Below are 12,523 nucleotides of genomic sequence, written 5' to 3' on the forward strand. Positions count from 1 at the left end.
TTTCTGCAATCTTCTTATTTTAGATATTGGTCAAACCAGTCGGCGATATAATTGAGCCGGGCAATTCTCAAATTGGGTTTACCGCTCCTTGATAGCTCATGGTTAGATTCAGGAAAGCGAACGAATTTAGCATCTTTGCCAAGCCGCTTCATTGCGATGAAAAGCTGCTCGGCCTGCTCGATTGGACACCGGTAATCTTTTTCGCTATGGAGAATCAATAAAGGTGTTTCAATATTTTTCACATAGGCAAGCGGCGAATGTTTCCATAGCTTCTCAATATCCTCAAGACCGGAACCGATTTGCCATTCGGTGAAATAGTAGCCAATATCGCTGACACCGTAAAAGCTGACCCAGTTTGAAATCGAACGCTGTGTCACAGCAGCCTTAAAGCGGTTTGTCTGTCCGACTATCCAATTCGTCATGAAGCCGCCATAGCTTCCTCCGGTTACGCCCAGCCTGTTTTCATCGATAAAATCATATGTTTCAAGTGCATAATCAACTGCCGCCATTACATCCTGGTAATCTCCGCCGCCATAGTCGCCGCGCACTGCATTAACATGCTCTTGGCCATAGCCATGGCTTCCACGAGGATTTATGTAAAGAACAGCATATCCTCTCGAAGAAAGGATCTGGAATTCATTCATATAGGAGTTCCCATACATTGCATGCGGTCCGCCATGGATTTCAAGGACAAGCGGATATTTTTTTCCTTCCTCAAAGCCTGCCGGTTTCATGATCCAGCCGTTCAGGAAGTGGCCTTCACTTCCTTCAAACGTGAGCGGCTCCGCTTTTGAGAGAGTCCTCCCCGTAAGGAATGACTCATTTACAGACGTCAGCCTTGTGAGGGTGCCATCCGTTATCGTGAGCATAAACAAATCCCCTGGCTCGTGCGGCTTGCTGATGGCAACTGCAGCCCGCTGGTTTTTACTGTCGACTGACAGGCCATATACATGCTGGTCGCCAAGCAGCGCAGGGTACAATTCGCCTTCTGTATTTCCATAATAAACAACCGTATTGCCAAGGTCGCTTGCGATAAAATAAAAGCTGGTGTTATCGTCAGCCCAGATAAAGCCGGGCGACACTGCACCCTGGTGGAAATCGGCAGCTACGGTATCACTAGCCGTGGCGTCAAGCCCCTCAGTCATGCAGGTAAATACCTTTGTTTCCAAGTCATACACCCAGACGCGAGCGAGTGTTGCATTTTGGAACGTTCTCCCCTGGCCAATCAATCCAAGCTTCCGGCCATCCGGAGACCAGGATGCCTGCCAGAATGAAACTTCCCCTGTCTCCAGCTGTGTTAATTCCGCTGTTTCAATATTGAAAAGATATAGCCCGAGCGTAAAAGATTGATCCTTGTCTTCGGTGAGATCAGCACCTATTGCCAATGTTTTGCCGTCCGGCGACCAGCAGTGGAGGTGATAATCTTCCTTACCGTCGGTCAATTGGCTGACTTCACCTGTCTCTACATCAACAACCGCAATTTGCGAATAATCCCCCTTCCAGAATCCGGAAGAATCGGACTTGTATTTCATTTTCGTTACTTCAAGAGGCTCTAATTCCTTTTCCTTTTTCTCTTCTTGCTTGTCAGTTGCTTTCTTTCCTGTTTCAACCGACACCTGAAAGGCAATCCTGGTACCATCGGGTGACCATACCGGTCTGCCTGCGCCATTTTCAAGGTCGGTCAGCATTCTCGCTTCCCCTCCAGCTGCGTTGACAATATATAATTGATTTTTGCCGCTTCGGTTTGAAACAAAAGCCAGCTTTGTCCCATCTGGTGACCAGCGTGGCGAATGATTCCTATGCTTTCCATAAGTCCATTGAACAGGACCGGCTTGTCCCTCCGTGCCCACTATAAAAATATTTGAGTAATACTCTTTCTTTTCACTGCATATTCCGGTTTCTGTATAGGCGCATAGCGTCCCATCTGGTGAAAGCTGCGGGTCAACCGCCGATTTCAGTTCAACTAAATCCTCTGATTTAATGCCTGTAAAGCCCATTCAAGTTCCCACCTTCTTTGTTGGTTACAAAATTATTTCGACAACAGAAATAGTTTTCCTGCAAAAATAATTCGTAATTTTAAATTTTTCTGCATACTCTAACAGAAAATAACTATAACGGAAGTGAATCAAGATATATTTATCATTTCCTTATTGCGAATTCATCTTGAATTTCGTATGATAAATACGAACAAGTGTTCCGTTTTTTTGGAGGAGGTGCCCAGATGACAAGAATACCTGAAAAAGACCGTGATATCATGGAACTGGCCATTTATTTGCCAATGGTACTGACAATTCTTAACAGAGATCTAGGTGTTATTGAAAATAGCCCATTCAAGCTTAAAAAGCCTTATAAGGAATTCGTTGAGGAAACAATGAAGGCTGTCCAGAAAGAACTTTCCGGGGTAAAAGCATACATGAAGGCAAACAATCTAAAGGTGATGGAGACAAAACGGGACGAGGCATTTACCATGTTCCTGTTTATTTACAATGGCTACGAAGAATACCATAACTACTTTAATCCCCGCATCCGAAATAGGGTACAGGAATTAATGGAGTATTATTTTATTGGCAGGCATCATTCTGGCGAAGAGGCGGCAGCCAAACAGCATACCGGGAGCCCATCCGTCCAAGGGCCAACCAAGTCAGGAATTTCAAGGGCTAAATAGTTGGAGATCTATTCAATAAACTGGCCATATTTACGATGCTGTTCAGACGCTTCAAGGTGTCTCGGTCTATGGACTACATAATATGATTTTCGTTCCATTTGTTCAATGCGCTGCATAAGTTTTGTTCTGAGCAGGGCTGTTCGCAGAAGCTGATTTTTGAAGGAACTATAGGATACTGGAAGCGGATAGGACTGCTTGTTTTGAAATGTCACAACTGTATCGCCAACCGCGGTTCGTTCATGGTCCATAACATGTTCATGGGATATCCAGATACATTCAGGGCGGCTTGGCGATGTTGTAGGGAAAAGGTAAATGAAATTAGTGGGGTCAACAACTATGGGGACTTTGTGGGTAATACCGATCAATTGCCTCGTTCCTTCCCGCCTGCCGTCAAAGGAACTCCCGAAATACTCGCAGCTTTTCCTGACAATTTCAAGCGGCTTGAATGGAGAGATGAATTCATCTTCGAGTTCGAAAATTTGTGAATACACCTTGCTGCCATATACAAATGGCTTAATAAACATTGTGCACGGGTTAATCTCGTATTCTTCTATTTGCTTCTGTTTCACACTTTCAGCTCCTCGCTATTATAGATACTTGTCCATCATATCATTTCTTTTCCAAAATCTATCAATACTGAAAGAAAGTTGCGAATTTATACACAATATCTATTTAAAAATATTTTTCTGAAAATTAAAAATAATTAGTTGATTTTGGTCCCCCCAACCAATATAATAAAAAAAAGCAGCAGGGGGGATTAAAAATGAACGAAAAATCCTATACGGAATTAATGAAAATCGGCGCCATGAAAAAGGAAAAGGCTGAAGGATCACTCCAGGAAATGTATGTTGAGATGCTGCTGAATGAAATCCAGCTAAACATTGAAAAGGAAAAATTGATGAAAAAGATCGATGAGTCACTGGAACAGCGCAACAAACTTGTATTTCTGGACTTAACAGGAAGCCTGAAGGAGCTGAACAAACGATACGGAGCATAAAAGGCAGCCAATTTAGAGTAAAAACGTAAATCCGCCTCAGGATTGGGGCGGATTTTTTCTGACCTTTTAGTAGCTTATACTGAATGACAGGCACTAAACTACGAAGTGCCATTCCCGCAAGTGATTAATTTTTGTCTATAAGATCATTTACTGTTCAGCGGCAATATGATTTCTTTGTCTTCATTCCTCGCCGAGTTTACAAGAGTTGAGACCTCGTAAAAATCAATTTTATTAGATGGAAACGGTGTAAGCAGTGACGTTAATTCAAGCGGGTTGTCTACTGCCGGGTCTAGCCAAATTTTCTGCTGCTCCGGTTCAAGGATTGCTGGCATTCTATCATGGATGGCGGCTGTTTTTTCGTTTGCCTCTGTCGTAATGATCGTGCATGAAAAAATGGTTTTTCCATCCTTGTCCCAGCGGTCAAAGAGACCCGCAAAAGCAAACGGGACTGTTTCCTTGCTGACAAACCGGTAAGGCTGCTTGGTTTTCCCCTCCCGCTTCCATTCAAAGTAGCCATCCGCGGGGATTAGGCATCTTCTCGTCTTCAATGGATTTTTAAAACTTGGCTTCTCATGGACTGATTCAGCCCGGGCATTGATCATTTTATAGCCTATTTTTTCGTCGTTTGCCCAATATGGAATCAGACCCCAGCGAAAATCCATCCCAACCCGCTTGCCGCCTCTGTTTACGATCGCAAGGATGTTTGTTCCCGGCGCAATATTGTAACGCGGGTTCAAATCCCCGTCAAACTCGAAATCAAACTGCTGCATTAACGAATATACCTCAGTAATAAGCGAGAAACGTCCGCACATGGTACCTCATCCCCCATTCATGTTGCAAAAATTTTAACATGAATAAGTCCGAGAATGAAAGAAAACCCCTTTAGTGATGAGGGGTTCAATCTCTTTCCACTAACCCAGTGCATGAATGTTGGCGGAGTGGGTTTGGTTCCAATAAGCATCTCTAAATTAATTCTCCAATCACACTTTTTCACCAAATACTTGAATCAGTCATAACACTTTTCACTAGCCGGTCTCTGAGTAGTACTAGTAAACCCGAGGTGAAAAATGGTACTACTCAGAGTAGTACTAGAAATGACTATGCCGCCACATCACACTTTTTCACCAAACACACGGATCTGTCATAGTACTTTTCACTAGCCGGTCTCTGAGTAGTACTAGTGAACCCGAGGTGAAAAATGGTACTACTCAGAGTAGTGCTAGAAATGACTATGCCGCCGTATAACACTTATTCACCAAATACATGAATCAGTCATAGACTTTTCACTAGCCGGTCTCTGAGTAGTACTAGTGAACTCGAGATGATAAATAGTAATACTCAAAGTAAAACTAAAAACAACTCTTAGCGGTAGCAGCTTTCGTTAACTATGCTGAACCCAGTAGACGACCTTTTACAAATACAACCCCGCAAGGAAGATTCCAAGGCTTTCTTCATAAATCTCATTGAATTGGGCAAGTGGCAGAGGATTTACCCCGCTGCCAAGCTCGACCGTAAAGCCAGGCCGGCGCCAATCCTGGATGAACCAATCCTTGTAGCCTGCATAGCTCTCAATGGTTTTAACAGGTTCATAGCCGCTAACTCTTGCAAACTCATTGACCATTGTCTCGGATACAGGCGGCTCCAGATTCTCAAATCCCCAATAAATGACCTGCCCCTGAGTGTGAAAAGCTAGCACTCTTGCAAAATCACGCCTTCTCGTCAGATTCGCCATCGCAATAACTTCAGGCTCGGACAACGGGCTTTCCCCACCGTAATCCCTCGGTCCCGGCACTTTTGGATTCCGTGCCCGCTCAAGTTCCCATCTCGCCGGGAACTGGTCATTCAAATCGACGCCTCGCAAATTCGCCTTCCAATTGGAGAAATCCGTACTACCATTGTTCCAGCCAACCACCCTGCTGTACCACGGGTCATTTGGCGGCAGCCCGTTGATGACCAGATGAACACCATCCGGATTGACCATTGGAACGAGCGAAAGAGTCGACTGACGATACAATGGAAAAACCGAAAGGCCGCGGATTCCTGTTTGGTTTGTAAGTGCCAATAAATAGTCATTCAAAAAGATCATTAGAACAGGCGTCGTAATCCATTCATTTGCGTGAAAGGATCCATTATAATGAACCCGCTTGTTGCCATTGCCAATCAGCACCTCGGGGAGGCTCCTGCCGGCGACCGAATTGCCAATTGAAGAAACGCGGAAAAAAGGATAGACATTTTGCAGCCTTGAAAGATCGTTCATCATCGCTCCATGGTCATACTCACGCCTGCCCTGGACAAGTCTCCATGTAATCCTGAGCGGAAGGAAAATGGTCTGTCCGACTAGAAGCCGGTTCGGATTCAAGCCTGGATTTACAAGCAGGATGGCATCAAGTGAAAGGTTTCTGCTCTGTGCAATTCGCCATAACGTATCTCCTGTCCTGATCTGATACCCGGTGGCAACAAAGCCTGGAATCCTGATTCTTTGCCCTACAGACAGGGCATCTGTGTTTATCCCTCTATTCGAGTCAACAATAAGCTGCAGGGTAATTCTAAAAAGCTGGCTGTAATACCAAAGTGTATCGCCTCTCCTTACCGTTACGTCCATGCCTCTCCCCACCTTTAAAAACATGCATTCCCCAAACTATATGTGTGGATTTCGCGAATTATCCCCCTCTATACAAGCAGTACGCCCCCCCACCCCGGGCTTGAATGCATTCCGGCATGCCGGTATGCAACAGTCAGTTACGTTCAGTTTTTCTGTCGGATTGGTTATGTATCACTTTCTCTGATTTACGGATCACTTTTCAAGATTTATGGAACACTTTCTGCGTTTTATGCGCACTTCTTGTTCTGCCGTGTTATGGCGTTCACTTTATCCTAGTTACGAATCTGGCATAGTCAGGTTTTTTTCTAAAATAGAAAAAGGCCGAGTTAGCCCCGGCCCAAACGTTATTCGTTCTTCTTATGCTGGATTTCATATTCCTCCAGCATGGTAATGCGCTCTAGCATGGTTGGATGCCCATATCGAAATACTTTGACCAGAAATGGAGGGTTTACCTGACTGAGCCCGCTGCGGGTCAGTTCCTGGAAGCTGCCGATTGCTGCCTGAGGGTTTTTGGTCATTTTGATCGCATACGTATCCGCCCTGTTTTCCTGATAACGTGAAACTGCATTTGAGACGGGGCTTGAAATGAACATCAGCATCGACAGGATGACGAGGATGAGCGGCAGGCTTCGAATATCATCGGCTGATGAAATCTTCAATTCCCTGCCCCATTTTTCAAGGACCCGCTTCATAATGACCTGAACAAGATATAGACCGAGAAGCGACAGAAGCAAGTATCCGGCTATTCCAATATACAGATGCTTCTCGACATAGTGGGCCATTTCATGCGCCATAATGAACAGAATTTGGTCATCATCAAGGCGGTTCAGAGTTGTATCCCAAAGGACAATTCGCGAATTGGACCCAATTCCGTTAACGTAGGCATTCATTGCGTTCGTTTTTTCCGCCATATTCACTTCGTAAACATGCTCGGCGGGTATATGGGCCTGGCTTGCCAGATTAAGGATTTTGGCTTCGAGATCTTTGTTTTTAAGCGGATAGAAATCGTTATATAACGGATCAATGATCACAGGCTGCAGGAACATCATGAATAGCGTAAACGGAATGGTCAGAAGCCAGGCTGGAAGCCACCAGCGCTTTGGAAATTTTTTTAACAGAAAGTAAAGTACCGGGATGATAATCAATAAGGTTGCATAGTTGACCCAAAAATCAATCAGTTCATCCTTCATCCAGGATGGAGCGGTTTGGGTTGAAATATTATAGGTCCGTGACAGCTTGTAGCCAATAAAGCTTAGTGGAAGCGCGGCTGCATACCCTGCCAGCGAAAACCAGAACAAGTAAATCGGTGTTCTCAGAAACTTTCTTGGAGCGGATTCTTCAGCCCAGCGTTTAAAGCAGGTATTGAGCCCTGTTAGCATAATTAAAATGTAAAATAGCCATTCCCATGAGGATGCCAGGAAAAACAGCATATTTCTTATCTTTGAATACTCTTCAGTCAATTCAAGTTCGCGTCCATTCAGGAATGTCGCGGGGTCCGCACTTGTCCCCTGGTATTCAAACGGAAGGGCAGAACTTGAAAAATGGAACAAGTACCAATAAAAGAAAAGCCCGTAGAGCGCAAAAGCCAGGATTGCAAATGCCCCCATCTTCCTTGCCATAGTGTGTCCTCCTTTTTGTACAGCCTCTCTCTTATTAGTTTAGTATAAAAGTCTTTGTTTAGAACGAGGTTCCCCTCAACTTTAGGGACATGTTCCAATTATTCCAGAAAAAGCAGCCTGACATACAGAAGAAAAACCGTTCCCACTATGGAACGGCATCTAAAGGATTCCTGATATGACGGACAGGACAGCAATGCTTCCAATCACAACAACAATTACATTCGCCCCAAGGAACGCTATGATAAACGCCGAGGCTGCACCAATCAGACCAAATCTCAAATCTTCATGGATTGATAGAATCCCTGGAAAAATCAGCGCTCCAAGTGTTGCGAATGGAACATTTTTCAGAATCCCCTGCAGGAAAGGCGGAAGTTCCTTTCCCTTAAAAAGGACAAATGGCAGCATTCTCGGAATGTAGGTAACAATCCCCATTCCGATGATCATCCAAACGATTTCACTTTTCATCGCTGGCCACCCTCTTTCCCCTTACATATACGATAGCTTCAGCAATGAATGCAGAAAGCAGTGTCGCAGTAACAATCGACCAACCGGCTTCAAGCACCCCGGCCATTGTGAAGATAGTATTGAAGGCGGCAGCCATTGCAGCCAGATATACAACCTTCGCATTGCCTTTCATCGAAGGAACCAGAAGACCGATAAACATTGCATACAAAGCGACAGCCATTCCATCCTGGAGTGTTTGCGGAAGATTGGAGCCAATCACATGGCCGATTGCTGAAAAAACTACCCAGCTCGCATAAGAAATGAGAATAAGGCCGAACATATACCCCTTCCTGACCTCCCCTTCCTTCGTTGCGGCAACCGAAAAGGTTTCATCAGTCAAACCAAAGGAATAAATGGCTTTCGCACCAATATCACCCTCAGGCGTTTTTTCATTCAAGGAAGTTGCCATCAGAAAGTGCCTGATATTAAGAATGAACGTAGTCAGGACAATTTCAAAGATACCAGTCCCTAGACTTAAAAGGCTTAGTGATATGTATTGGGCTGCTCCTGCAAAGACTATCAGGCTCATCAACAGTGTCTCGCTTATTGATAGTCCCGCTGATTTTGCCAAAAGCCCGAACGTTAGTGCAATCGGAAAATAGCCGATTGCGATACTGATGCCTGCCTGCAGACCGGATCTAAAATCTGTTGAATCAGTCATTTTTCCTGCTACTGTTTCTGCCATTTTCCATCCCCCTTGCCATGCAAAATCTCTATAAGGATAGATTTTACCAAAAATTCTGTCGTTCGGCATCTATATTTTACGGGTTATGAAGTTTTCCCATGTTCCGCAGTATAATGGAATGTGGGGATGGGTAGGCTGCTTTCCCCATTCCTCTACGGTAATTCGCCTTACACTGTCGGCGGACCGGGTCTGTCCTGAATATGCGAAAATCTGTCCTGAATCGTTTGGGAAATGTCTTGAATCATCCGGGAAATGTCCTGAATATCTTGAAATCTGTCCTGTATATTAAAAAAGTTGTCCTGATCGGTTTAGTGGCAACTACCATTCAATGCTTATCGAAAATATTAATATGTCCTTGAACGAGCGTTTGAAGGACATAACGCGTCTCGAAATGTAAAAATGTCCCTGAGCATACCCGCTCAAGGACATTTCGATGTTGTCGGGAAGGAAAAATCCCCTCCCTGTTCGCCAGCCTCTAAATAAATCAAAAATACCAAACTTACTTTCCCTTAAAGTTTGGCTTTCGCTTTTCACTAAATGCAACAAGCGCTTCTACCCTGTCCTCGGTCGGGATCAATTCCTCGTAAGCTTCCCGCTCGATTTTCAGCCCAGTCTGCAAATCAGTTTCCATTCCCCGTTTGATGGCGAACTTTGCCTGTCTTAAAGCAATCGGGCCGTTCCCCAAAAGCCTCTCGGCGAATTCAAGACTCGACTCCATCACTTTGCCTTCCTCCGCAAGCCTGGTCAGCAGCCCATATTGGTCTGCTTCTCCTGCTGTAAGCCTGTGGGCGCCAAGAATAAGTTCCAGAGCCTTAGCCTGTCCAATCAGCCTTGGCAGGCGCTGTGTACCGCCAGCTCCGGGGATGATTGCAAGACTCGTCTCGGTCAACCCGAGCTGGATGCCCTGTTCGGCAATCCGGAAGTCACATGCCAATGCGAGCTCCATACCACCGCCAAATGCGTACCCGTTAATGGCAGCAATTGTTGGCTGTGGCATCCCATCGACAAGATTAAAGACTTCACTTATTTTTCCGACGTTCCGTAAAACCTGCTCGACGCTCAGTGTTTTCCTTTCCTTCAAGTCAGCACCTACGCTGAAAGCCTTCTCTCCAGCCCCTGTAAAAATGACTACCCTGATGGTCTGGTCGGCACTTACCTCCTCAACTACTTCCTGAAGCCGGAGAAGGGTTTCATAATTGAAAGCATTCATTGCTTGTGGCCTATTAATCGTTATAATCGCAATGTAATTTTTTTTCTCCAACAAAATCAGATCCAATCTTTAACACCTCTATTCTTTACAGTGGAAAGGGCAGGTTTCATCTCCCGCCCCTTGTTACTTTATTTCCTCTTAAGCTCACTTAGTCAAACGTTCTCGTTACTAACCTCTTCTTTACTTCTTTGCTGCTTCAGCCACCTGGGTACGCAGCGCCCTGCGCAGAATCTTCCCAGTCGTATTCTTCGGAAGTTCTTCCAGGAATTCAATTGTTTTCGGCACTTTATACTTAGCCAGGTGGGCGGCACAAAACTCGCGAAGTTCCTCTTCACCCAGCGCCGGATTTTTAGTTACAACATAGGCGACAACAGCCTCGCCGAAGTCAGGGTCAGGGACACCAAGGACCGCGGCTTCAACAATTCCGGGATGGTCGAATAGAACCTCTTCAACTTCACGGGGATACACATTGTAGCCTCCGACGAGGACCATATCCTTTTTCCGGTCAACGATGTAGAAGTAGCCCTCTTCATCCATCCTGGCCAGGTCTCCTGTATACAGCCAACCGTCCTTGATAGCCGCAGCAGTTTCTTCCGGCATCTTGTAATAGCCTTTCATCACGTTCGGGCCGCGGACAATCAGTTCACCGACCTGCCCCGGGGGTAAGTCCTCGCCAAGTTCATTGACCACCCTATTCTCGACATTGAGAATTGAAGTGCCAATCGAACCCGGCTTCCTTTCACGGTCAAGCGGATTGAAGCAGGTAACCGGTGATGCTTCGGACAAGCCATAGCCTTCAGAAATCCTGACATTGAATGTTTTTTCAAAATTATACAAGAGAGCAACCGGCATCGATGCTCCTCCTGATACAGAAAGCCGTAAATGCTTAAAGTCCTCAACATTGCCGCCAGCTCCAGCGAATTGGAGAAGGAAGTTGTACATGGTCGGTACTCCAGCAAAAATCGTTGCCTCGTAATCACGAGCCAAATCATAAATTTCCTTCGGGCTAAAGCGAGGCGCAATCAGCATCGTCGCTCCCCTCATTAGCGGAGCATTCAAAGCAACCGTCAGGCAAAAAACATGAAACATCGGAAGCGTCGTAATAATTCGGTCGTTTTCATCCATTTTTAAATAATTGCCGACATCAATAGCATTGCTGTAAATATTTTTGTGCGTCAGCATAGCCCCCTTAGGCTTTCCCGTTGTTCCTGAGGTATACAAAATAATTGCCGTATCGTCTTCGGCAAGGTTGGGGCCTATGTAATCAAGACGGCCAGAGGCCAGCACTTCTGTAAACGGTTTCAATTTTGGGTAAATTGATAACTCCTCAGCTTTTATTCCCGCAGCTTCAGGCTGATTGGAGTCACATATGATATAATGTTCAATTTTAGGTAGAAGGTTGTGGGATTTCTCCGCGACCGGCAGCAGCAAGTCCAATGATACAACTGCCTTTACATCTCCATTTGTAAGGATATAACCGATTTCATCAGCACTATAGAGCGGATTGACCGGAATGACGGTGGCACCGAGCCGAAGTGCACCATAGAGGCTGATAACAAAATATGGCGAATTGCCTAGCAGAAGGGCAATATTATCCCCTTTTTCAACCCCCAGCTGCTCAAGGCCCGACGCAAATTTCGTAATGGCGGCATCCAGCTCCCCATAGGCAGTCGGTTTTCCCATGAAATAGTATGCTGGCTTGCCAGGTACAGTCTGAGCTGTCTCATGCAACTTTGCTGATATGTTCAACTCCTTTTCCCCCTTGTTCGAAAAATGAATGACCGTTCATTCACTGTTCTTTAAAATTTAAAATATTCTAAATACATTATAGAGCCACCGCCAACCCCCTTCAAGTTTAAGCCAACCAAATTTAATATATAAAGAGAATGACTGCTTATTGAAAAATCGACACTAGCTAAGATTAGCAGTGTGTAAGTCTGAAAGTGGGCAGTTCATCTTTATTTGCAAAAATTCACTCGGGTTTGCCTGGAAGCTATTGGTGACGTTTCTCCTTAGATCCTGCTTCCAAATGTCACCAAGACGCTCTATTGGTTACATTTCACCTTACATCTTCTCTCAAAATGTTACCAATACACCTTGTTGGTTACATTTCTCCCCTAAATCTATTCCAAAATGTAATCAAGATTCGACTTTCCATTTCTTTTTACAAGGCTATGTTAAAACAATGTTGTTGATTTCCGCTCCAACCAACAATGCTAATAGATCAAAAATAGCTACTAA

The 12,523-nt window shown here is 44.9% G+C and carries 11 protein-coding genes; 2 read left to right on the forward strand and 9 right to left on the reverse strand.

The genetic code is table 11. From position 1 onward, the window contains the following. Positions 1-14 precede the first annotated feature (14 nt). The gene (locus AM500_RS20600) at positions 15-1,997 is read right to left on the reverse strand and encodes a S9 family peptidase (protein ID WP_053600914.1); all 1,983 of its coding nucleotides are present in this window, start codon (positions 1,995-1,997) and stop codon (positions 15-17) included. Between the two features lie 224 nt (positions 1,998-2,221). On the opposite strand from AM500_RS20600, the gene AM500_RS20605 reads away from it, so the two are divergent. Then, on the forward strand, positions 2,222-2,665 hold the full coding sequence (locus AM500_RS20605) for a YhjD family protein (RefSeq protein ID WP_231688054.1): 444 nt from the start codon (positions 2,222-2,224) through the stop codon (positions 2,663-2,665). Positions 2,666-2,673: 8 nt separating this feature from the next. On the opposite strand, the gene AM500_RS20610 is transcribed toward AM500_RS20605, so the two are convergent. Then, a complete protein-coding gene (locus AM500_RS20610; protein WP_231688055.1) occupies positions 2,674-3,234 on the reverse strand; it encodes a competence protein ComK in 561 nt (186 codons plus the stop codon). Between the two features lie 194 nt (positions 3,235-3,428). Between AM500_RS20610 and AM500_RS20615 the strand changes: the two genes are divergently transcribed. Continuing rightward, positions 3,429-3,662 (forward strand): IDEAL domain-containing protein, encoded by a 234-nt coding sequence (locus AM500_RS20615; RefSeq protein WP_043933120.1) that lies wholly within the window; start codon positions 3,429-3,431, stop codon positions 3,660-3,662. Positions 3,663-3,805: 143 nt separating this feature from the next. Here the strand turns inward: AM500_RS20615 and AM500_RS20620 are convergent, their stop codons facing one another. From AM500_RS20620 to AM500_RS20650, 7 genes are all read right to left on the reverse strand, one after another. Continuing rightward, positions 3,806-4,474: an SOS response-associated peptidase gene (locus AM500_RS20620; protein ID WP_053600915.1), complete on the reverse strand. Its 669-nt coding sequence runs from the start codon at positions 4,472-4,474 to the stop codon at positions 3,806-3,808. Positions 4,475-5,073: 599 nt separating this feature from the next. After that, positions 5,074-6,264 carry a M14 family metallopeptidase gene (locus AM500_RS20625; protein WP_053600916.1) on the reverse strand — a complete coding sequence of 397 codons (1,191 nt, stop codon included), beginning with the start codon at positions 6,262-6,264 and terminating at the stop codon, positions 5,074-5,076. Positions 6,265-6,608: 344 nt separating this feature from the next. After that, the gene (locus AM500_RS20630; RefSeq protein ID WP_053600917.1) at positions 6,609-7,883 is read right to left on the reverse strand and encodes a M48 family metallopeptidase; all 1,275 of its coding nucleotides are present in this window, start codon (positions 7,881-7,883) and stop codon (positions 6,609-6,611) included. A gap of 159 nt (positions 7,884-8,042) precedes the next feature. Then, positions 8,043-8,348 (reverse strand): AzlD domain-containing protein, encoded by a 306-nt coding sequence (locus tag AM500_RS20635; RefSeq protein WP_053600918.1) that lies wholly within the window; start codon positions 8,346-8,348, stop codon positions 8,043-8,045. After that, positions 8,338-9,072 (reverse strand): AzlC family ABC transporter permease, encoded by a 735-nt coding sequence (locus AM500_RS20640; RefSeq protein ID WP_053600919.1) that lies wholly within the window; start codon positions 9,070-9,072, stop codon positions 8,338-8,340. Before AM500_RS20640 ends, AM500_RS20635 begins: the two co-directional genes overlap by 11 nt. A gap of 499 nt (positions 9,073-9,571) precedes the next feature. Further along, the gene (locus AM500_RS20645) at positions 9,572-10,348 is read right to left on the reverse strand and encodes an enoyl-CoA hydratase-related protein (protein WP_053600920.1); all 777 of its coding nucleotides are present in this window, start codon (positions 10,346-10,348) and stop codon (positions 9,572-9,574) included. 114 nt (positions 10,349-10,462) lie between these two features. Further along, on the reverse strand, positions 10,463-12,031 hold the full coding sequence (locus AM500_RS20650; protein WP_053600921.1) for a fatty acid--CoA ligase family protein: 1,569 nt from the start codon (positions 12,029-12,031) through the stop codon (positions 10,463-10,465). Positions 12,032-12,523: the final 492 nt, after the last annotated feature.

Source organism: Bacillus sp. FJAT-18017 (genome assembly GCF_001278805.1).
GTDB lineage: Bacteria > Bacillota > Bacilli > Bacillales > Cytobacillaceae > Bacillus_D.